The organism is Streptomyces sp. NPDC042100 (assembly GCF_055582325.1).
In genome coordinates this window covers 24,853-45,661 of the sequence record NZ_JBVJDK010000028.1, presented here as the reverse complement: position 1 = coordinate 45,661, position 20,809 = coordinate 24,853, and the positions used below count along the sequence as shown (strand labels likewise).

General features: G+C 74.7%; 20 protein-coding genes and 1 other RNA gene. 12 read left to right on the top strand and 9 right to left on the bottom strand.

Features of this window, described 5'->3' with window-relative positions; translation table 11 throughout:
• Nucleotides 1-13: 13 nt before the first annotated feature.
• Together ACZ6J5_RS35625 and ACZ6J5_RS35620 are read right to left on the bottom strand one after the other, a co-directional pair.
• Nucleotides 14-736 (bottom strand): ABC transporter permease, encoded by a 723-nt coding sequence (locus ACZ6J5_RS35625; protein WP_469398099.1) that lies wholly within the window; start codon nt 734-736, stop codon nt 14-16.
• Nucleotides 733-1,722, bottom strand: coding sequence for an ABC transporter ATP-binding protein (locus ACZ6J5_RS35620; protein ID WP_469398098.1), 990 nt, complete (start codon nt 1,720-1,722; stop codon nt 733-735). Before ACZ6J5_RS35620 ends, ACZ6J5_RS35625 begins: the two co-directional genes overlap by 4 nt.
• A 340-nt stretch (nt 1,723-2,062) precedes the next feature.
• Here ACZ6J5_RS35620 and ACZ6J5_RS35615 point away from each other — a divergent pair, with 340 nt between their 5' ends.
• The 3 genes from ACZ6J5_RS35615 to ACZ6J5_RS35605 all read left to right on the top strand — a co-directional run bounded on the left by ACZ6J5_RS35615 (nt 2,063) and on the right by ACZ6J5_RS35605 (nt 5,162).
• Nucleotides 2,063-2,932: a MaoC/PaaZ C-terminal domain-containing protein gene (locus ACZ6J5_RS35615; protein ID WP_469398097.1), complete on the top strand. Its 870-nt coding sequence runs from the start codon at nt 2,063-2,065 to the stop codon at nt 2,930-2,932.
• Between the two features lie 98 nt (nt 2,933-3,030).
• Nucleotides 3,031-4,107: a Zn-dependent alcohol dehydrogenase gene (locus tag ACZ6J5_RS35610; RefSeq protein ID WP_469398096.1), complete on the top strand. Its 1,077-nt coding sequence runs from the start codon at nt 3,031-3,033 to the stop codon at nt 4,105-4,107.
• Between the two features lie 110 nt (nt 4,108-4,217).
• Nucleotides 4,218-5,162: a 3-oxoacyl-ACP reductase gene (locus ACZ6J5_RS35605; protein WP_469398095.1), complete on the top strand. Its 945-nt coding sequence runs from the start codon at nt 4,218-4,220 to the stop codon at nt 5,160-5,162.
• Nucleotides 5,163-5,261: 99 nt separating this feature from the next.
• On the opposite strand, the gene ACZ6J5_RS35600 is transcribed toward ACZ6J5_RS35605, so the two are convergent.
• On the bottom strand, nt 5,262-5,393 hold the full coding sequence (locus ACZ6J5_RS35600; RefSeq protein WP_469398094.1) for a hypothetical protein: 132 nt from the start codon (nt 5,391-5,393) through the stop codon (nt 5,262-5,264).
• Between the two features lie 49 nt (nt 5,394-5,442).
• Complete coding sequence (locus ACZ6J5_RS35595) at nt 5,443-6,702, bottom strand: hypothetical protein (protein ID WP_469398093.1); 1,260 nt, start codon at nt 6,700-6,702, stop codon at nt 5,443-5,445.
• A gap of 250 nt (nt 6,703-6,952) precedes the next feature.
• Between ACZ6J5_RS35595 and ACZ6J5_RS35590 the strand changes: the two genes are divergently transcribed.
• The 4 genes from ACZ6J5_RS35590 (at nt 6,953) to ACZ6J5_RS35575 (ending at nt 11,326) form a co-directional block, all read left to right on the top strand.
• A complete protein-coding gene (locus ACZ6J5_RS35590; RefSeq protein WP_469398092.1) occupies nt 6,953-7,993 on the top strand; it encodes an ABC transporter substrate-binding protein in 1,041 nt (346 codons plus the stop codon).
• Nucleotides 7,994-8,204: 211 nt separating this feature from the next.
• Nucleotides 8,205-9,074 carry a Nif3-like dinuclear metal center hexameric protein gene (locus ACZ6J5_RS35585; protein WP_469398091.1) on the top strand — a complete coding sequence of 290 codons (870 nt, stop codon included), beginning with the start codon at nt 8,205-8,207 and terminating at the stop codon, nt 9,072-9,074.
• Nucleotides 9,071-9,814, top strand: a complete 744-nt coding sequence (locus tag ACZ6J5_RS35580; RefSeq protein WP_469398107.1) for a zinc ribbon domain-containing protein — start codon at nt 9,071-9,073, stop codon at nt 9,812-9,814. The genes ACZ6J5_RS35585 and ACZ6J5_RS35580 overlap by 4 nt, the downstream gene beginning before the upstream one ends.
• A 12-nt stretch (nt 9,815-9,826) precedes the next feature.
• Complete coding sequence (locus tag ACZ6J5_RS35575; protein WP_469398090.1) at nt 9,827-11,326, top strand: bifunctional RNase H/acid phosphatase; 1,500 nt, start codon at nt 9,827-9,829, stop codon at nt 11,324-11,326.
• Nucleotides 11,327-11,337: 11 nt separating this feature from the next.
• On the opposite strand, the gene ACZ6J5_RS35570 is transcribed toward ACZ6J5_RS35575, so the two are convergent.
• The gene (locus ACZ6J5_RS35570) at nt 11,338-11,958 is read right to left on the bottom strand and encodes a bifunctional 4-hydroxy-2-oxoglutarate aldolase/2-dehydro-3-deoxy-phosphogluconate aldolase (protein WP_469398089.1); all 621 of its coding nucleotides are present in this window, start codon (nt 11,956-11,958) and stop codon (nt 11,338-11,340) included.
• A 75-nt stretch (nt 11,959-12,033) separates the two neighbouring features.
• A complete protein-coding gene (yaaA, locus tag ACZ6J5_RS35565; protein WP_469398088.1) occupies nt 12,034-12,801 on the bottom strand; it encodes a peroxide stress protein YaaA in 768 nt (255 codons plus the stop codon).
• Between the two features lie 146 nt (nt 12,802-12,947).
• Here yaaA and ACZ6J5_RS35560 point away from each other — a divergent pair, with 146 nt between their 5' ends.
• Nucleotides 12,948-14,390, top strand: a complete 1,443-nt coding sequence (locus ACZ6J5_RS35560; RefSeq protein ID WP_469398087.1) for an RNB domain-containing ribonuclease — start codon at nt 12,948-12,950, stop codon at nt 14,388-14,390.
• On the opposite strand, the gene ACZ6J5_RS35555 is transcribed toward ACZ6J5_RS35560, so the two are convergent.
• Both ACZ6J5_RS35555 and ACZ6J5_RS35550 read right to left on the bottom strand, forming a co-directional pair.
• Nucleotides 14,335-15,171, bottom strand: coding sequence for a hypothetical protein (locus tag ACZ6J5_RS35555; protein WP_469398086.1), 837 nt, complete (start codon nt 15,169-15,171; stop codon nt 14,335-14,337). The genes ACZ6J5_RS35560 and ACZ6J5_RS35555 overlap by 56 nt on opposite strands.
• Nucleotides 15,168-15,908 carry a MerR family transcriptional regulator gene (locus ACZ6J5_RS35550; RefSeq protein ID WP_469398106.1) on the bottom strand — a complete coding sequence of 247 codons (741 nt, stop codon included), beginning with the start codon at nt 15,906-15,908 and terminating at the stop codon, nt 15,168-15,170. The genes ACZ6J5_RS35555 and ACZ6J5_RS35550 overlap by 4 nt, the downstream gene beginning before the upstream one ends.
• 115 nt (nt 15,909-16,023) lie before the next feature.
• Between ACZ6J5_RS35550 and rnpB the strand changes: the two genes are divergently transcribed.
• Together rnpB and ACZ6J5_RS35540 are read left to right on the top strand one after the other, a co-directional pair.
• Nucleotides 16,024-16,422, top strand: an RNA gene (rnpB, locus tag ACZ6J5_RS35545) — RNase P RNA component class A.
• A gap of 108 nt (nt 16,423-16,530) precedes the next feature.
• A complete protein-coding gene (locus tag ACZ6J5_RS35540; protein ID WP_469398085.1) occupies nt 16,531-16,854 on the top strand; it encodes a nuclear transport factor 2-like protein in 324 nt (107 codons plus the stop codon).
• 120 nt (nt 16,855-16,974) lie between these two features.
• Here ACZ6J5_RS35540 and ACZ6J5_RS35535 read toward each other — a convergent pair whose 3' ends face one another.
• On the bottom strand, nt 16,975-17,718 hold the full coding sequence (locus tag ACZ6J5_RS35535; RefSeq protein ID WP_469398084.1) for an SDR family oxidoreductase: 744 nt from the start codon (nt 17,716-17,718) through the stop codon (nt 16,975-16,977).
• Between the two features lie 134 nt (nt 17,719-17,852).
• Here ACZ6J5_RS35535 and ACZ6J5_RS35530 point away from each other — a divergent pair, with 134 nt between their 5' ends.
• Both ACZ6J5_RS35530 and ACZ6J5_RS35525 read left to right on the top strand, forming a co-directional pair.
• Nucleotides 17,853-19,487 carry an alkaline phosphatase D family protein gene (locus ACZ6J5_RS35530; RefSeq protein WP_469398083.1) on the top strand — a complete coding sequence of 545 codons (1,635 nt, stop codon included), beginning with the start codon at nt 17,853-17,855 and terminating at the stop codon, nt 19,485-19,487.
• A gap of 31 nt (nt 19,488-19,518) precedes the next feature.
• Nucleotides 19,519-20,802, top strand: a complete 1,284-nt coding sequence (locus ACZ6J5_RS35525) for a multidrug effflux MFS transporter (RefSeq protein WP_469398082.1) — start codon at nt 19,519-19,521, stop codon at nt 20,800-20,802.
• The last annotated feature ends 7 nt before the right edge of the window (nt 20,803-20,809 follow it).

Genomic DNA, 20,809 nt, shown 5'->3' with positions numbered 1-20,809 from the left:
CGCCGGTGCGGGGTCAGACCGTACGGGCCGAACGACGGTACGAGACCGCCGCGTACGCCCCGAACAGCACCGCCCACGCCAGCAGGATCGTCAGGGTCGCCGCCCCCGGGGCCGCGCCCCGGGTCAGCTCGCGGCCGAGCTCGGCGAAGCGGTTGGTCGGGGTGTACGAGGAGATCGCGCGCAGCCAGCCCGGGAACAGGTCCACCGGGAACCACAGGCCGCCGACCACCGCGAGCCCCAGGTTGCAGGCCACGTTGACCACGCCGGTGGTCTGGGCGGACAGCCGGTAGCCGTTGCCGAGGCCCAGCAGGGTGAAGGGGAGCGAGCCGGCCCACAGGGCGAGCGCGACCGCCGTCCACTGCCAGGGCTCCAGCCGTACGCCGTTGACGAGGGCGCCCGCGAGCAGCACGGCGGCGATCGCGGGCAGTACCACGACCGTGCCGGTCAGGGCGCGGCCGGTGACCACCTGGCGCGGGGTCATCGGGGTGATCCGGAGCTGCCGCAGCCAGCCCGAGGACTTGTCCTCGGCGACGCCGGTGCCCAGCGACAGGGCGGCGCCCAGCGCGCCGTACGCGGCCATGCCGACCATGGCGGCGGCCTTGACCGAGGGGTCGTTCTGGCCGCCGAGGTTGGTGAAGAGCAGGTACATGAGCACGGGCAGCGCGACCGAGGAGATCGCGAAGCCGATGTCCCGCAGGGTGCGGCGGACTTCGAGGCGGACATAGGCGGTGATCATCGGGCCGTCTCCATGGTCGTGGCGGGGGGCGTGTTCTTCGTGGTGCCGGTGGTGCCCGTGCCCGTGCCCGTGCCCGTGCCCGTGCCCGTGCCCGCACCCGCGTCCCCGCCGGTCAGGGCGAGGAAGGCGTCGTCGAGGGAGACCGGGGCGACCTGGAGGCCCCGGATCGCGTCCAGCGCGGCCAGCGCGCGGACGGTGGCGTCGGAGTCGTCGCTGCGCAGGTGCGCGCGGTCGCCGCGGATCTCGGTCGCGGTGACTCCGGGCAGCAGGTCCAGCCCCTCGGCCGGGCGGCCGGCCAGGTCGAAGGAGACGAGCGCCCCGCCGACCCGCCGCTTCAGTGCCTCCGCCGTGCCGTCGGCGACCACCCGGCCCGCGTCGACCACGACGATCCGGTCGGCGCTGCTGTCGGCCTCCTCCAGGTAGTGGGTGGAGAAGAGCACGGTGTTGCCGCGCCCGGCGTAGGCCCGCATCGCGTCCCAGAACACCTGCCGGGCCTCCACGTCCAGGGCGGCGGTCGGCTCGTCCAGGACGATCAGCTCGGGGTTGCCGGCCAGGGCGACGGCGAAGCGGACCCGCTGGGCCTGGCCGCCGGAGAGCCGGTCGACGCGCCGGTCGGCGAAGGCGGTCAGGCCCGCCAGCTCCAGGGCCTCGGCGACCGGCAGGGGGGCCGGGTAGGTGCGGGCGACGAAGGCGACCAGCTCGCGGACGGTGACCCGGGGGACCGGGCGGGCGTCCTGGAGCATCGCGCCGACCCGGCCGGCCGCGACCGCGCGGGCGGGCGGGCCGCCGAAGAGGCGGACCCGGCCGCTGTCGGGGGCGTCGAGGCCGAGCAGCAGGTTGAGGGTGGTCGACTTCCCGGCGCCGTTGCGGCCGAGCAGGGCGACCGTCTCGCCACGGCGGATGGTGAGGTCGACGCCGTCGACGGCGCGGACCGGACCGTACGTCTTGGTGGCCGCCTCGAAGGCGACGGCGGGCTCGTTCGTCATGGGAACGACGCTACGGAGGGGAGGGCGGGGCCGGGCAGGAGCAGGTGTACGGACTCGGCGGTGACAAATGTCCCGGGTGCCCCTGTCCCGGATGCCTCGCGCCCCGGCGTCAAGGTGATCTGACAAGCCGTCAGGAGGGTTCCCAACGGCACACCCCTCCGCTATACATGGGGGTCACCGAACTGGAACAGGTTCTAGCTCTGGGGGAATCCGTTCCGGACTCGGTCCCCGCACGGCCTCGGTGCGGTCGACGGTGCGGACGACCGCACCGAGGTCTTCCACCTCCAAGGTTCACCAAGGTCACCAAGGTTCACCATGGATCCCAAGGAGCAGCAAGCCGATGCCCATTGACGCCGCCAAGGCCGTCGCCGCCGAGCCCCGCAGCGCGGAGATCGCCTGGGACCACAAGGACGTCCAGCTCTACCACCTCGGCCTCGGCGCGGGCGTCCCCGCGACCGACCCGGACGAGCTGCGCTACACCCTCGAATCCCGGCTGCACGTGCTGCCCAGCTTCGCGACCGTCGCCGGAGCCGGCATGGGCGTCGTCGGCGGGCTCTCCGCCCCCGGCATCGACATCGACCTCGCCGCCGTCCTGCACGGCGGCCAGTCGGTCACCCTGCACCGCCCGCTGCCCGTCTCCGGCCGCGCCATCTCCACCTCCCGCGTCGCCGCCGTCCACGACAAGGGCAAGGCCGCCGTCCTGGTGCTCCGCTCCGAGGCCGCCGACGCGGACGGCCCGCTGTGGACCAGCGACGCCCAGATCTTCGTACGCGGCGAGGGCGGCTGGGGCGGCGACCGAGGGCCCTCCGAGCGCCTGGAGCTCCCCGGCCGCGAGCCCGACGCCACCGTCGAGCGGCCCATCCGCGAGGAGCAGGCCCTGCTCTACCGCCTCTCCGGCGACTGGAACCCGCTGCACGCCGACCCCGAGTTCGCCAAGCTCGCGGGCTTCGACCGGCCGATCCTGCACGGCCTCTGCTCGTACGGCATGACCCTCAAGGCGGCCGTCGACACCCTCCTCGGCGGCGACGTCACCCGCGTCCGCGCCTACCGCACCCGCTTCACCGGGGTCGTCTTCCCGGGCGAGACCCTGCGGATCCGGATGTGGCGCCTGGCCGAGGGGGACGGGGACGGCCGGATCCAGATCACGGTCAGCGCCGTCGAGCGGGACGACGCTCCCGTACTCGCCGACACCGTCGTGGACCACGCCTGAGCACGCCTGACCGGGCCTGAGCACGTCTGGCCACACCTGACTCCGCCTGACTCCGCCCGACCTCCTCACCTCCTGACACAGCCCGAGGGAGCCGCACCATGCGCGCAGCCGTACTGCACGAGATCGGCCAGGACAAACTCGAAGTGCTCGACGACGTCGAGGCGGTGGGCTTCGGCCCCGGCCGGGTGAAGATCCGGGTGCGGGCCACCGGCCTGTGCCACTCCGACGTCTCCGCGATGAGCGGCGTGCTCCCGCAGCCCGCCCCCTTCATCCCCGGCCACGAGGGCGCCGGCGAGATCGTCGACATCGGCGACGGGGTCACCGGGCTCAGCGAGGGGCAGCGGGTGCTGCTCTGCTGGCTGCCCGCCTGCGGCAGCTGTCCCGCGTGCAAGCGCGGCCAGACCCAGCTCTGCCTGGCCGGCTTCATGAACGCCGGGGTCCCCAACTTCAAGCGCCCCGGCGGCGACGTCTTCGGCTTCGCCGGCACCGGCACCTTCGCCGAGGAGGTCGTCGTCGACGCGGGCTGCGCCGTCCCGATCCCCGACGACGTGCCCTTCGACATCGCCGCCCTCATCGGCTGCGGCGTGACCACCGGACTCGGCGCGGCCATCAACACGGCCAAGGTGGAGGCCGGTTCCTCGGTCGCCGTGATCGGCTGCGGCGGCGTCGGCATCTCGGCGATCCAGGGCGCCAAGCTCCAGGGCGCCGCCGAGATCGTCGCCGTCGACCCCGTGGAGTCCCGGCGTGAGGCCGCCCTCCGCTTCGGCGCCACCGAGGCCGTCGCCCCCGACGGCCTCGCCGACGCCAAGCAGCGGATCACCGGCGGCGAGGGCTTCGACTACGTCTTCGAGGTCGTCGGCAAGTCCGCCACCGCCCGCACCGCCTACGAGACCACCCGGCGCGGCGGCACCCTCTGCGTCGTCGGCGCGGGCGCGCTCGACGACCACCTCCAGCTCAACATGTTCGAGCTGTTCTTCGACGAGAAGCGGATCCTGCCCTCCATGTACGGCGGCGGGGACGTGCTCCGCTCGTACGAACGGGCCATCGCGCTCTGGCGGGCCGGCCGCATCGACCTGGAGTCCCTGATCACGCACCGGGTGCCGCTGGCGGGGATCAACGAGGCGCTGGAGCAGATGCGGACGGGCGTCGCGCTGCGCACCTGCATCGAGATCTGACCGGCACCCGACGAACCGGGCCCGTAGACCCGGACCCCGGCGACCCGGACCCGTAGACCCGGACCCCGGCGATCCGGACCCGGCATCCACACCTGAGAGGACCTGATCCCATGTCACTCCCTCTTGAGGGACTGAGCGCGATCGTCACCGGCGCCGGGCGCGGGCTCGGCCGGGCCGAGGCGCTCGAACTGGCCCGGCTCGGCGCGGCCGTCGTCGTCAACGACTTCGGCCAGCCCGGCCGGGACGGCTCCGGCGAGGCCTCGGCGGCCCCCGCCGAGGAGGTCGCCGCCGAGATCCGCGCGGCGGGCGGCCGGGCCGTCGCCCACCTCGGCGACGTCGCCGACTTCGAGACCGCCCGAGGCCTGGTCGACCTGGCCGTGGGCGAGTTCGGGAAGCTGGACGTCCTCGTCAACAACGCGGGCATCCTGCGCGACCGGATGGTCTTCTCGATGAGCGAGGAGGAGTGGGACTCGGTGATCCGGGTCCACCTCAAGGGCCACTTCAACACCACCCACCACGCTGCCGTGCACTGGCGGGGCCGGGCCAAGGCGGGTGAGAGCGGCGTCTACGGACGGATCGTCAACACCTCGTCCGAGGCGTTCCTGGCCGGTTCCGCCGGGCAGCCCAACTACGCGGCGGCCAAGGGCGGCATCGTCGGCCTCACCACCTCCACCGCGCTCGCCCTCGCCAAGTACGGCGTCACGGCCAACGCGATCTGCCCCCGGGCGCGCACCCGGATGACCGAGGACGTCTTCGCGGGCTTCGCCGAGCCGACGGCGGACGACGCGCTGGACCCGCTGTCGCCGGAGCACGTGGCCCCGCTCGTCGGCTATCTGGCCTCGCCCGCCGCGGCCGGGGTCAACGGGCAGCTGCTCGTCGTGCACGGCGGGATGGTGGCGATCGTGGACCGGCCCAAGGTGGCCGCGAAGTTCGACACGGCGAAGGACGCCTTCACCTACGAGGAGCTCGACGGGCTGCTCACGCCGCACTACGCGGCCCGCCCCGCCGGGGAGACCTTCGCGGCGGCGGAGGTGCTGGGGCTGAAGAAGGGCTGACCGCGCGGAGGTGCGGCGGGGAACGCGTACGGCCCCCGGGGTTCCGAGAACCCCGGGGGCCGTACGCGTGCTCTCCGCCGTGGCGGTCCGCCGGACGCCTTACCGCGCGTCCGGCTCACGGCGGTGCCGGCCGTGCGGCGCCGCGGTCGACGACGCCGGGTCCTCGGCGCCCGCCGCGTCGCCCCGGTGCTTGCCCGAGCCGTTCGGCTCCTGCGGGTCCCTGTCGCTCATGGTGGAACTCACCCCGTTGTTCTCGCTGCTTGCCTTGCGGCCCGTGAGTCTAACGAGCGGGCCGGCGGTCCGTCAGTGGAGCCTGCTGAAGGGGCACCGGGCGGCAGACCTTGAAGGCGCCCGTCCCCGTGGCCCCCGTCCCCGTGGCCCCCGTCCCCGTGGGCCCCGCCCCCGCCGCCGCCGGATCAGGCGCGGGCGGCGGCCCCTCGGGCTCCGGCGGCTCCTCGGGCTCCGCCAGGGCCGTGAGCCCGCAGGGCGTGCCGGGAGTCGCGTACGGGAGGCGGAGCAGCCCCTGGGGCGTCCACAGGCCCGTGCCGGCCAGCCAGCCGGGGGGCGCGGCCAGGTGGGCCATCCGGCGCGCGGAGGGCCGCCACACGCCCACCCAGCTCCCCGTGGCCGTGTCGATCCGCAGCGCCACCCCGCAGCCCTCCGGCAGCAGCACCTGCCCCGGCTGTGTGGCGAACGGCGTCACGGCCGCGTCGTCGATCCGCAGGCAGTCGGGGAAGCGCACGGGCAGCAGGCTGCCCAGCACCCCCCAGCCGAGCCGGTCGTGGCCCGGGGAGGGCGCGTCGGAGCGGATCAGCAGCAGCCCGCTGTCGGGGTCCGCGAGGAGCAGCCGGTCGTGGCTGTCCTCGGTGATCTGGAGCAACGGGGTCACCTCGCCGCCGCGCTCCAGGTCCACCGCGACGGCCTTCACCGGGCCGTCGTCCAGGCGCCGGTCGAGGGCGAGCATCCGGCCCGTACGGTCCAGCCAGACACCGCCCGAGCAGCGGCCCTTCACCTCGGCGACCTGCTCGGGCCCGAAGGCGCCGCCCGCCACCAGCCACAGCGTCGTGGTGTCCTGGCCGACGCACATCGCGTACGCGCAGATGCCGTCCGGCGACGGCGGCAGCAGCACCAGACCGCAGGGGCCCGAGCCGGGGCCGAAGCCGGGACCCGGACCGGGGCCGAATCCCGGGCCGGGCGCCTCGACGGCGCCGAGCAGCAGCTCGCCCGTCCCGGGCCCGGTCGGGTACAGCAGCGAGAACGTGTGCCGCCGCCCGTCCACCCGGCGGGCGACCAGCACCCGCCCGTCGGCCAGCGGCAGCACGGGCGTGCCGCGCTCCTCGGGCTGGGCGAGCGGCAGCGGCACGGCGTACGGCTCGGGGCCGTCGAGCGTCCAGCGCTCGGCGTACAGCGCGTCCCCGGTCCCCGCGATCCGGGCCGCGTAGGCGCCGTTCGCGGTGATCGTGAAAGACCCCCGGCCCGCGGGTGCGGGCCGGGTGGCTCCGCCGTTCCCGGCCGCCGTCTCGATGGCACAGGCTGTCATCGACTCGTCACCTCCGGCCAAGAAGCTAGTTTTCGCACTTCCAGCCGAACAGCGCGTGTCGCCCCACTTCACCCCAAAGGGTGGCCCTCCGGCGGTTCCGTCCGCCGGAGGGGGCCGGTTGTGCTGAAGGGGCCGGGGGTAGGTAAGGTAAGGCGACCCTAAGTGGAAGATCACGCTCCGCTACGGGGTCGGTGGCCGTCCCCGCAAGCCATCCCGCAAGCCGTCCCCGTACGCGTACAGGAGAGCCCTCATGTCCTTCCGCCGCCGCGGCACCGCAGCCGCCGCCCTCAGCCTCGCCGCCGCGCTCACCCTCGCGGCCTGCGGAGGCGGTGACGGCTCCGCGGGCGGGGCCGCGAAGGACGAGGGCGGCAAGAAGAAGGACGTGGCCGTCGGCGGCAAGAACTTCGGCGACGCCGCCGCCAAGACCGCCGCCCTGGGCACCGACGCGAAGCCGGGCCAGTTCCCGCGCACCCTCACCCACGCCCTCGGCAAGACCGAGATCCCCGCCGCGCCCAAGCGGGTCGTCGTCCTCGACGTCGGCGAGTTCGACAACGTCGTCTCCCTGGGCGTCAAGCCCGTCGGCTACGCCCCCTCCGAGGGCGACGACGGCATCCCCGGCTACCTGAAGAAGGACGCCGGGCAGCCCAAGTCCGTCGGCACCATCAACAACCTCAACCTGGAGGCCATCGCCGAGCTCCAGCCCGACCTCATCCTGGGCAGCCAGCTCCGCGCGGCCGACAAGTACGACCAGCTGTCGAAGATCGCGCCCACCGTCTTCTCCATCCGTCCGGGCTTCACCTGGAAGGAGAACTACCTGCTCAACGCCGCCGCGCTGGACAAGAGCGCGGAGGCGAAGGAGAAGCTGGCGGCCTACGAGACCAAGGCGAGGCAGCTCGGCACGGACATCGGCCCGAACAAGCCGACCGTCTCCATGGTCCGCTACCTCCCGGGCAAGATCCGGCTGTACGCGAAGGCCTCCTTCATCGGCACCATCCTGGAGGACGTCGGCCTGCCCCGGCCCGCCGGCCAGCAGGTGAACGACCTCGCCGTCGAGGTCAGCCCCGAGAAGATCGACCAGGCCGACGGCGACTGGATCTTCACCGGCGTCTACGGCGACCCCAAGGCCACCAAGCGCGACACCGCGCAGGCGAACCCGCTCTGGAAGAACCTGAAGGCCGTCAAGGCGGGCCAGGCCAAGGACGTCCCGGACGAGACCTGGTACCTGGGCCTCGGCGTCACGGCCGCGAACAGCGTCCTGGACGACCTGCGCGCGGACCTCGTGAAGAAGTAGGGCCCGGCGGCACCGGCGCGCCGGTGCACCGGCACGGCGGACCACGGCGGCACCGGACCACGGCAGCACACCGGACCACGGCAGCACACCGGACCACGGCGGCACCGGACCACGGCGGCACCGGAGCGTCGGCGCGGCGGGGCCCGGCGGCCGGAGCGGCTTGTCCACAGGCCAGGACGGCGGGGCACGGAGGGCAGGTAGCCTTTCCTCCGTGCCCCGTCTGTCTGAAGTCATCGCCGAGCTCGACGCCCTCTGGCCCCCCGAGCGGGCCGAGCGGTGGGACGCCGTCGGCACCGTCTGCGGCGACCCCGACGCCGAGGTCTCCCGCGTGCTCTTCGCCGTCGACCCCGTCCAGGAGATCGCCGACGAGGCCATCGCCCTCGGGGCCGACCTGGTCGTCACCCACCACCCGCTCTACCTGCGCGGGACGACGACCGTCGCCGCCTCGCACTTCAAGGGCCGGGTCGTGCACACCCTGATCAAGCACGACATCGCCCTGCACGTGGCCCACACCAACGCCGACACCGCCGACCCGGGCGTCTCCGACGCGCTCGCCGGCGCCCTCGGCCTGCGGGTCACCGGCCCGCTCGTCGCCGAGAACGGCCTCGGCCGGATCTGCGAGCTGGACCACCCCGAGACCCTCGCCGAGTTCGCCGCCCGCGCGGCCCGGCGGCTGCCCGCCACCGCCCAGGGCATCCGGTACGCGGGCGACCCCGGCATGGTCCTGCGCCGGGTCGCCGTCAGCGGCGGCTCCGGCGACAGCCTCTTCGACGAGGTGCGCGCCGCGGGCGTGGACGCCTTCCTCACCGCGGACCTGCGCCACCACCCCGTCTCCGAGGCCACCCAGCACTCTCCGCTCGGACTGGTCGACGCCGCCCACTGGGCCACCGAGTGGCCCTGGTGCGAGCAGGCCGCCGCCCAGCTCGACACGATCTCCGACCGCCACGGCTGGGACCTGCGCGTGCACGTCTCCAAGACGGTCACGGACCCCTGGTCGGCCCATGTCGGCCCGGCCGACGCCTTCCCCGGGAGCGCCCCGAGCGCCCCTTCCGCACCCACCTCTCCTGGAGCCCCCAACTGAACGCCGCGCCCGCCGACCAGATCCGACTCCTCGACGTCCAGGCCCTGGACGTGCGCCTCCAGCAGCTCGCGCACAAGCGCCGCTCGCTGCCCGAGCACGCCGAGATCGAGTCGCTGAACAAGGACCTCATCCAGCTGCGCGACCTCCTCGTCGCCGCGCAGACCGAGGAGAGCGACTGCGCCCGCGAGCAGACCAAGGCGGAGCAGGACGTCGACCAGGTGCGCCAGCGCTCCGCGCGCGACCAGCAGCGGCTCGACTCCGGCGCGGTCTCCTCGCCGAAGGACCTGGAGAACCTCCAGCGCGAGATCACCTCGCTCGCCAAGCGCCAGGGCGACCTGGAGGAGATCGTCCTGGAGGTCATGGAGCGCCGCGAGTCCGCCCAGGAGCGGGTCGCCGAGCTGACCGAGCGGGTCGACGCGGTGCAGGCCAAGACCGACGACGCCCTCGCCCGCCGGGACTCCGCGCAGGCGGAGCTGGACGCGGAGAGCGCCTCGGTCGCCAAGGAGCGCGAGCTGGTGGCGGGCTCCGTCCCGGCCGACCTGATGAAGCTCTACGAGAAGCTGCGCGAGCAGCAGGGCGGCGTGGGCGCGGCCCGGCTGTACCAGCGCAAGTGCGAGGGCTGCCACATCGAGCTGAACATCACCGAGCTCAACGAGGTCCGCGCCGCCGCCACCGACACCGTGCTGCGCTGCGAGAACTGCCGCCGGATCCTGGTCCGCACCTCCGAGTCCGGCCTGTAGGGACCGCGCGCGATGACGCAGTCGAGGGAGCTGATCGTCGAGGCCGACGGGGGTTCCCGGGGCAACCCGGGACCCGCCGGCTACGGGGCGGTGGTCCTGGACCCGGTGACGGGGGAGACCCTGGCGGAGCGGGCCGAGTTCATCGGCGTCGCGACGAACAACGTCGCCGAGTACAAGGGCCTGGTAGCGGGCCTGAAGGCCGCCCGGGAGCTGTTCCCCGACTGCGTGGTCCATGTGCGCATGGACTCCAAGCTGGTGGTCGAGCAGATGTCCGGCCGCTGGAAGATCAAGCACCCCGACATGAAGCCGCTGGCGGCCGAGGCCGCCCGTGTCTTCCCGCCGGGCCGGGTCCGCTACGAGTGGATGCCCCGCGAGCGCAACAAGCACGCGGACCGGCTGGCGAACGAGGCGATGGACGCGGGCCGCCGGGGCGAGCAGTGGAGCCCCGCCGCGTCGACCGCCGCCCTGGCCCCGGCCGCCGACCCGACGGCCGACCTGGCCGCCGCCCGTGCGGCGGCGGGTGACCAGACGGCGGGCGCGGCGAAGGCCCGCGCGGCGCTGACGGGCGGACGCGGGGGCGGTGGCGCGGGCGCGTCGGCGCCCGCCGTGCCCGCCGTGCCCGACGAGGGCCTGTTCGCCGCCGTCGAGCCCGGCGCCCCCGCCATCGGGGCCGTCACCCCGGACGAGGGCCTGTTCGCGGCCGACCCGTCCGTGGCCGCGCGGGCGCGCGCCTCGCTGGCGGCGGCCGCCACGGCGGACCGGGAGTCGGGGACGGGGACGGCGACAGGTACGGGGACGGCGACGGGCGACTTCGAGGCGGAGGCGGCGCACGGCACCGGGGCGGCCCCCGCCACGCCCTCGGCTCCCGGCTGGTCGGCGCCCGACATGGGCGCGCCCGCCACCTTCGTCCTGCTGCGGCACGGCGAGACCGCCCTCACGCCCGAGAAGCGCTTCTCCGGCAGCGGCGGCGGCGACCCCGAGCTCTCCCCGGCCGGCCGCCGCCAGGCCGAGTCCGTGGCCGCGGCGCTCGCCGCGCGCGGCACGATCCAGGAGATCGTCAGCTCCCCGCTCACCCGCTGCCGCCAGACCGCCGAGGCCGTCGCCGCCCGCCTCGGCCTCGACGTGCGGATCGAGAACGGGCTGCGCGAGACCGACTTCGGCGCCTGGGAGGGCCTGACCTTCGGCGAGGTCCGCGAGCGGTACGGGGACGACCTCGACGCCTGGCTCGCCTCCCCGAAGGCGGCCCCGACCGGCGGCGGCGAGAGCTTCGCGACGGTCGCCCGCCGGGTCGCCGCCACCCGCGACCGGCTGACCGCCGCCTACGCGGGCCGCACGGTTCTGCTGGTCACCCATGTGACCCCGATCAAGACCCTGGTGCGGCTGGCGCTGGGCGCGCCGCCGGAGTCCCTGTTCCGCATGGAGCTCTCGGCGGCGTCGGTCTCGGCGGTGGCGTACTACGCGGACGGCAACGCCTCGGTCCGCCTCCTCAACGACACCTCACACCTGAGGTAGCGGGGAGACCCCTACGGGCGGGCCAGCCCCGCCGCCTCGCGCGCCAGCGTCTCGACGCGGGCCCAGTCGCGGGCGGCGAGGGCGTCGGCCGGGAGCATCCACGTACCGCCGACGCAGCCGACGTTCGGCAGGGCCAGATAGGCCGGGGCGGAGGCCAGCGAGACACCGCCCGTGGGGCAGAAGCGGGCCTGGGGGAGCGGACCCGCCAGGGACTTCAGATACGGCACGCCGCCGGCCGCCTCCGCCGGGAAGAACTTCATCTCCGTCACGCCCCGCTCCAGCAGCGCCACGACCTCCGAGGTCGTCGACACCCCCGGCAGGAACGGGACGCCCGAGCCCCGCATCGCCACCAGCAGCGCGTCCGTCCAGCCGGGGCTCACCAGGAAGCGGGCCCCGGCACCGACCGCGTCCGCGACGTGGCCGGGGGACAGGACCGTGCCCGCGCCGACCACCGCCTCCGGGACCTCGGCCGCGATCGCCCGGATCGCGTCGAGGGCGGCCGGGGTGCGCAGGGTCACCTCGATCGCGGGCAGACCGCCGGCCACCAGGGCACGGGCCAGCGGTACGGCGTCGGCTGCGTCCTCGATCACGACGACCGGGACGACGGGGGCAAGTTCAAGCACGCTCGTCATGACCCCCATCCTGCCGATGACAAGCGAGGAGTGCAACGAGCGTTGCGCATGATGCAATAGCGAGCGGTGGAGGGGTCAGTGGATCTCGTCGACCAGCACGTCGAGCACGCCCGCCTTGCCGCCCTCCTCCACCACGTACCCCAGGTCCCGCAGCGCCTCCGTCAGCTCCGCGCGGCCCGCCGGCGCGGCCCCCGCCTCCAGCAGGCTCCGCACGATCCGCCCCTTGGTCGCCTTGTTGAAGTGGCTGACCACCTTCCGCGTCGGCGCGTGCAGCACCCGCACCGTCGCCGTACGCTCCGCCACCTTGCCCTTCGGCTTCCACGCCGACGCGTACGCCGAGGAGCGCAGGTCCAGCACGAGCCCGTCCCCTGCCTCCGCCGGCAGGACCGAGGCCATCGCCCCGCGCCAGTGCGCCCCCAGCGCGCCGAGCCCCGGCAGCTTCACGCCCATGGAGCAGCGGTACGAGGGGATCCGGTCGCCGACCCGCACGGCGCCCCACAGCCCCGAGAACACCAGCAGCGAGCGCTCCGCCCGCTCCCGGGCGACCGCGTCCAGCGTCGCCAGGCCCAGCGCGTCGTACAGCACGCCGGTGTAGACCTCCCCGGCGGGGCGCGCCCCGGCGGTCCGCAGCGCGGTGTTCTTCGCGACCTCGCCTCGCAGGCCCTCGCTCAGCCCGAGCACCTCCCGCGCCTTCTCCTCGTCGGCGGCGCACAGCTCGACGAGCTCGTCGAGCACCGCCGCCCGCGCCTCCGCGAGCCCCGGCAGCGACAGCGACTCCGGCTTGAGCGGCGCCCCACGCCCCGAGGAGGCCTTGCCTTCGGAGGGCGGCAACAGGACGAGCACGGCGGTTCTCCTTCGTACGTACGGGGGTGGGGGTGCGGCCCCGGTGCCCAGCGTACGAGGTCCCGGAACGCCGAACGGCGCGCGATGCCGCCCCCGCCGCTCCGGAAGGACATGCCGCCCCCCGCCCCCCGTCCTACGCTCGGTCCATGCCCCGCCGACACCTCCACGTGACCGCCGCAGCGGACGCCCCGCTGTCGGCCGCGCTCCGCGCCCTGCGCACCGAGCTGGCGATCCCCGACGCCTTCCCGCCCGCCGTCCTCGCCGAGGCGGAGGCCGCCGCCGGGGCGCCCCGGCTCCCGGACCTGGACGCCACCGACCTCCCCCTCTTCACCATCGACCCGCCGGCCTCCCGGGACCTGGACCAGGCCGTGCACCTGGCCCGCCGCCCCGGCGGCGGCTACCGCGTCCACTACGCCATCGCCGACGTCGCCGCCTTCGTCACCCCCGGCGGAGCCCTCGACACCGAGGCGCACCGGCGGGCCACCACCCTCTACCTCCCCGACGGCAAGGTGCCGCTGCACCCCGCCGTGCTCTCCGAGGGCGCCGCCAGCCTGCTCCCCGGCACCACCGCGCCCGCCCTGCTCTGGCGGATCGACCTGGACGACGACGGGCGGCAGGCCGCCGTGGACGTGCGCCGGGCCCTCGTCCGCAGCCGGGCCAAGCTCGACTACGCGGGTGCCCAGGCGCGGATCGACGCGGGCACCGCCGAGGAACCGCTCGCCCTCCTCGCGCGCGTCGGGCCGCTCCGCGAGCGCCTGGAAGCCGAGCGGGGCGGGATCTCCCTCGACGTACCGGAGCAGGAGGTCGTCGAGACCGACGGCCGCTTCGCCCTGCACTACCGCGCCCCGCTGCCCGTGGACGGCTGGAACGCCCAGATCTCGCTCCTCACCGGCATGGCTGCCGCCAGCCTGATGATCGAGGCGGGCACCGGCGTGCTGCGCACCCTGCCGCCCGCCCCCGACGGGGCCGTCGCCCGGCTGCGGCTCTCGGCCAGGGCGCTCGGCATCGACTGGCCGCACCACGTCTCGTACGCGGAGCTCATCCGCACCCTCGACCCGGCGAAGAGCCGGCACGCCGCCTTCCTCCAGGAGGCCACCGGGCTGCTGCGCGGCTCCGGCTACACGCCGTTCACCGGCGGGCACGTGCCCACGCCCTCGGCGCACGCGGCGGTCGCCGCCCCGTACACCCACTGCACGGCCCCGCTGCGCCGGCTCGTGGACCGGTACGCGGGCGAGCTGAGCCTGGCCGCGTCCCAGGGCACCCCGCCGCCCGGGTGGGTGCTCGCGGCGCTGGACGCGCTGCCGCAGGACATGGCGAAGGGGACGCGGCTGGCCAACCGGGCCGAGCGGGAGAGCGTCGACCTCGTCGAGGCGGCGCTGATGAGCCACCGGATCGGCGAGACGTTCGACGCGATCGTCATCGACGTGCGGGAACACGCGCCCGACGTCGGCACCGTGCACCTGCCGGACCCGGCCGTGGTCGGCCGGGTCGAGGCCGCCGGTGCCCCGCTGCCGCTCGGCGACCCGCTGCGGGTCAGGCTGACGCAGGCGGATCCGGGACGGGCGAAGGTGCTGTTCGCGCCGGCGTAGCGGACCGGTCGAGGGCCTCGCGCAGCGCGCGGACGAGGGCGCGGGCGTCGTCCGCGTGGAGGCGGACCGTGCGCACCGGGCGGGGCGGGCCGAGCAGCCGGGGCGCGGGCACGGGCTCGGTGAGCTCCAGGGTGACGGAGGTCTGGGAGCCGACCGGCAGGTCGAGCACGCCGTCGGCCTTCTCGTGCGAGAACAGCGACTCGTGGCGGACGGCGGCGATCAGCTCCAGCGGGACGCGGACGTCGACGTGGGCGGCCTGCCGCACCCGCAGCGCGTCCGGGGTCAGCAGGTGCGGGCGGGTGGCGGAGGCGGCGTGCAGGCCGAGCACGAACAGCACGGTGTACACGTCGAGGACGAGGACGACGGCGTGCGCGACGGGCCAGTCGGCGAGCAGATAGGACATGCCGACGGTCTCGACGACGCAGACGAAGACGAAGCCGTACATGAGCGCGGCCTGGTCGCGCGCGTGCGGGAAGGCCGTGACCCCCGGCCGCCCGACCCCGTGGGGCCGCCGCCCCGCCCAGCGCGCCAGGCCGGCCATCAGCCGCAGCTCGTGCCCGGCCAGCCGGAGCACCGGCTCGGGGACGAGCCGGCCGACGGCGGCGCGGCGGGACAGCCCGCGGCGCCGCAGCCGCAGGTAGGCGAGGAGCTCGGCGGCGAGGAGCGCGGCGACGGCGGCCTCGGCGAGGAGGAGGACGGCGCCGGGTATCGCGACCCCGGCGGCGAGGCAGACGGCGAGCGCGAGCTCGGCGGGCAGCACGGCGTAGACGGCGTATCTCATCGCGCCCGCTCCCAGACCAGCCGCAGCGCCTCCCGTACGGTGGCGGCCTGGGCGGGGGCGAGGTCGCCGAAGAGGACGTCGGCCGGCCCGCTCTCGGGCGGGCCCGTCATCATGCCGTCCGGCAGACAGGCGGCGAGCTCGGCGGCGGTCGCGGCGACGCGCGGGTCGTCGGGCGCCGCGTCCGCGAGCTCGTCGAGGCGCGCGTACACCGGGCCGGCCTTCCCGGCGGCCTCCCGCATCAGCTCCATGAGGCGGGCCCGCTCGTCGGCCGGGACGACGGTGTCGAGGAGGGTGAGCAGCTCCCGGTCCTTGGCGGCCATGGGGGACGCGGCCAGCACCGGGTCCTCGCCCAGCTCGGCGAGGAGCGCGGCCAGCTCGGAGGAGAGCGGCCCGTCCGCCGCGAGCCGCCCCTCCCGGGCGTCGGCGAGCAGCTCGGCGAGCCGGGCCCGCCGCTCCCGGATCACGCCCTCCTGGCGGGCCAGGTCCCCGTCCAGCTCCTCCAGGACCTCCACCAGCTCCCGCCCGGCGTCGTCCGCGAGCACGTCCCGCACCTCGTCGAGCCCGACCCCCAGCTCGGTCAGCCGCCGGATCCGCGCGAGCACGACGGCGTCCCGCACCCCGTACTCCCGATAGCCGTTCGCCCGCCGCCCGGGCTCGGGCAGCAGCCCGAGGTGGTGGTAGTGCCGCACCGCCCGCGGGGTGACCCCGACGAGCGCGGCGATCTCGCCGATCCGCATCCCTCTGCCCCTGTCCATGCCCTCAGTAGAAACCTTGACGCGGCGACAAGGTCAAGGCGGCGGCGGGCGGGCGTGGCGCCCGGGAATCGCCGGGTAGCATGGTCGGCACGGCAGACGAGCCGGGCGGGCGGCCGCGTGGAGACCTCCGGGTCTTCCCGAGGAACGTCCGGGCTCCACAGGGCAAGGTGGTGGCTAACGGCCACCCGGGGTGACCCGCGGGACAGTGCCACAGAAAACAGACCGCCGGGGACCTCGGTCCTCGGTAAGGGTGAAACGGTGGTGTAAGAGACCACCAGCGCCTGAGGTGACTCAGGCGGCTAGGTAAACCCCACCAGGAGCAAGGTCAAAAGGGAACACCCCGGTGTTCCTGCGCGGACGTTCGAGGGCTGCCCGCCCGAGTCCGCGGGTAGACCGCACGAGGCCGGCGGCAACGCCGGTCCTAGATGGATGGCCGTCACCCCGACGACCGCGAGGTCCCGGGGTACAGAACCCGGCGTACAGCCCGACTCGTCTGCCCCTCATCCCCCCGCCGGACCCCTCGTCGCGGGACCCGCTCGCCCGGCCGGGCGAGCCAGTCGCGTCGCTCCCCGCCGTCGGCCCCCTTCCGGTGTACCCGTGGGGCATGACCATTGCCGTGGAGCAGCTCAGTGAGCCCACCGTGCGGGCCTTCGTCGCCGCGCTCAACGCCAACGACCGGGCCGCCTTCGCCGCCGTGCTCGCGCCCGGGGCGACCATGTCCGACGACGGGTCGGAGCGGGACGTCGCCGACTGGACCGAGCGGGAGGTCTTCTCCTCCCGGGGCCACATGGACGTCGAGGCGGAGGCGGAGGGCGGGCTCGCGCTCGTCGCCGACTACCGCAACGACACCTGGGGCGCCATGCGGACCGCCTGGCGGTTCACCGTGGACGGCGGGAAGGTCACCCGGTTCGAGACGGGGCAGGCCTGACAGGTCCCGCCCGCCCCGGGGCCGGACGGGCCGGACGGGCCTGACGGGTCCTGCCGGGCCTAACGTCCCGCCGGGCCCCCGGCGCCGGACGGTCCCGCCGGGCCCGCCGGTGCCGCCGGGTCAGCCGCGGCCGATGTACGGCATCGTCGTCGCCATCACCGTCGCGAACTGCACGTTCGCCTCCAGTGGCAGGGCCGCCATGTGGACCACCGTCGCCGCCACGTCCGCCGCGTCCATCACCGGCTCCGGGGCGAGTTCGCCGTTGGCCTGGAGGATGCCGGACTGCATACGGGCCGTCATGTCCGTGGCGGCGTTGCCGATGTCGAGCTGGCCGCACGCGATCCGGTACGGGCGGCCGTCGAGGGAGAGGGACTTGGTCAGACCCGTCATCGCGTGCTTCGTCGCCGTGTACGCGATCGAGTGCGGACGCGGCACATGCGCCGAAATCGAGCCGTTGTTGATGATCCGGCCGCCTTGTGGCGACTGGTCCTTCATCGCCCGGAACGCGGCCTGTGCGCACAGGAACGCGCCCGTCAGATTGACGTCCACCACCGCGCGCCAGGTCTCCGGGTCCAGGTCCTCCACCGGAACCCCGCCGCCCGCGAACGTGCCCGCGTTGTTGAACAGCAGGTCGACCCGGCCGAAGTGGTCCCGTACGGCCGTGAAAAGGGCCGCCACCTGGGCGGGTGAGGTCACGTCCGTGGGGACGCAGAGGGTGTCCGACGGGGGGAGCGGCGCCGCCGTCTCCTGGAGGGGCTCCAGGCGGCGGCCCGCCAGGGCCACCCGCCAGCCGGCCGCCGACAGCGCCCGCGCGACACTTCGGCCGATTCCCGATCCCGCTCCCGTGACCACTGCGATGCTCATGGCCGCGCAGCGTACGGCAGACCCGCGTGCCACGAACTCATCCGTCCGACACGTGGACGTTCGGTAACCGACAACGTGAGGTCGTCCCGCCCCCCTGCAATACCTGCGGACACCATTTGTCAGGGGAGGGTTACATGACCGCCGACCAGACCCACACCGATGAAATCCGAGCCGTCGCGCGCCACTTGGCGCGCCGGCGCTTCCTCACCGCCACCGGCGCCGCCACCGCGCTCGCCTTCGCCGTGAACCTGCCCGCCACGGGCACGGCCGCCGCCGCCGAGCTCGCCCCCCGCCTCGTCTCCGAGAACCCCTTCACCCTGGGGGTGGCCTCCGGCGACCCCCAGCCCGGCTCCGTCCTGCTGTGGACCCGGCTCGCCCCCCGCCCGTACGAGCCCGGCGGCGGGCTGCCCGCCCGCAGCCGGATCGACGTCCAGTGGGAGCTCGCCCAGGACGCCCGCTTCACGCGCGACGTCCGCCGAGGCAGCGCCCCCGCGCACCCCGAGTTCGACCACTCCGTGCACATCGAGGTGCTCGGACTCGCCCCCGGCCGCGTCTACTACTACCGCTTCCGCCTCGGCAGCTGGCTCAGCCCCGTCGGCCGCACCCGCACCGCGCCCGCGCCCGGCGCCGCCGTCTCCCGGCTCCGGCTCGCCGCCGTCTCCTGCCAGGCGTACCCCGACGGCTACTTCACCGCCCACCGGCACCTCTCCCGCGAGGACGTCGACGTCGTCTTCCACCTCGGCGACTACATCTACGAGTACCCCATCGACTCCACCGCGGCCGACCGCCACTACAAGCCCGGCACCATCCCCGCCGTCTACGACCACGAGACCGTCACCCTCGACGACTACCGGCTGCGCTACGCCCTCTACAAGTCGGACCCCGACCTGATCGCCGCGCACGCCGCCCACCCCTTCGTCGTCACCTGGGACGACCACGAGACCGAGGACAACTACGCCGGCGCCGTCTCCCAGGACCAGGTGCCGCCGGAGGAGTTCCTCATCCGCCGCGCCGCCGCCTACCGCGCCTACTGGGAGAACCAGCCGCTGCGCCCGCCCCAGCGGCCGGCCGGGCCCGACGCCCGCCTCTACCGGCGCCTGAGCTACGGCCGGCTCGCCCAGTTCGACATCCTGGACACCCGCCAGTACCGCTCCGACCAGGCCTACGGCGACGGCTGGCAGAACCCCGGACCGGTCATCGACGACCCGGCCCGCACCCTCACCGGCGCCACCCAGGAACGCTGGCTCACCGACGGCTGGCGGGCCTCCAAGGCCCTGTGGAACGTCGTCCCGCAGCAGGTCATGTTCTCCGAGCGGCGCAACGTCCCGACCGCCGCGTACAAGCTCTCCATGGACGCCTGGGACGGCTACCGGGCCTCCCGGCAGCGGGTCCTCGCCGGCGCCGCCGCCGCCGGCGTCGGCAACCTGCTGGTGCTCACCGGCGACGTCCACGTCGCCTTCGCCTGCGACATCAAGGCCGACTTCCGCGACCCGGCGTCCCGGACCGTCGGCACCGAGATCGTCACCACCTCCATCGCCAGCGGACGCGACGGCGCCGACAAGCCCGGCAACCACGCCGCCCTGCTCCAGGCCAACCCGCACATGAAGTTCTACAACGGGCGCCGCGGCTACGCGCTCGTCACCCTCGACCAGAAGAGCGCCCGCGCCGACTTCCGCACCGTGTCGGCCGTGACGAGCCCCGGCGCGCCCGTGACCACGGCCGCGTCCTTCGTCACCGAGGCGGGCCGGCCCGGCCTCACACCCGCCTAACATAGGAGGGATTCAACGAAACGGAGCAGCGATGCCGGAGAGCGGCCGGACCACCACCAAAACCCATATAGCCGGCATACCGGCCGCCACCGCCGCCCGCAGGGCCGGGCTGCTCGTGACGCTGGTGCTCGGCGGTCTGACCGCCCTCCCCCCGCTCTCCATGGACATGTACCTCCCGGCCCTGCCGGAGGTCACCCAGGCGCTCCGCGCACCCGCCGCCACCGTCCAGCTCACCCTCACCGCCTGCCTCGTCGGCATGGCCCTCGGCCAGCTCGTCGTCGGCCCCATGAGCGACCGATGGGGCCGCCGGCGCCCGCTCCTCATCGGCATGGCCGTATACGTCTTCGCCACCGCCGTCTGCGCCCTCGCCCCCTCCGCCGGGCTCCTCATCGGCTTCCGGCTGCTCCAGGGACTCGCGGGCGCGGCCGGCATCGTGATCGCCCGCGCGGCCGTCCGCGACCTGTACGACGGCGTCGAGATGGCCCGGTTCTTCTCCACCCTGATGCTGATCTCCGGCGTCGCCCCGGTCGTCGCCCCGCTGATCGGCGGCCAGATCCTGCGGATCACCGACTGGCGGGGCGTCTTCTACGTCCTCACCTGTGTCGGACTCCTCCTCACCCTGGTCGTCTGGCGCTTCCTGCCCGAGAGCCTGCCGCCCGAGCGGCGGCACGCGGGCGGCGTCGGCGAGGCGCTGGGCACCATGCGCGGACTCCTCGCCGACCGGGTCTTCACCGGCTACACGCTGACCGGCGGCCTCGCCTTCGCCGTCCTCTTCGCGTACATCTCCGCCTCCCCGTTCGTCATCCAGGAGATCTACGGGGCCTCCCCGCAGACCTTCAGCCTGCTCTTCGGGCTGAACTCCATCGGCCTCGTCATCGTGGGCCAGATCAACGGGCGGCTGCTCGTCGGCCGGGTCAGCCTCGACAAGGTCCTCGGCTGGGGCCTCGGCGTCATCCTGCTCGCCGCCGTCGCCCTGCTCCTGATGACCACCGGCGTCTTCGGCGAGCCCGGCCTGCCGGCCGTCGCCGCCGGGCTGTTCGTCCTGATGTCCGCGATGGGCCTGGCCATGCCCAACACCCAGGCCCAGGCCCTGATGCGGACCCCGCACGCGGCCGGCTCCGCCTCCGCCCTGCTCGGCACCTCCTCCTTCCTCATCGGCGCGATCGCCTCCCCGCTGGTCGGCATCGCGGGCGAGGGCACCGCCGTCCCCATGGCGGTCGTCCAGACCGGCTGCGCGGTCGCCGCCATCGCCTGCTTCCTGCTGCTGTGCCGCCCCTGGCGGCGGGCCGCCGGGACGCCCGCCGCGCCCGCCTAAAATGGGC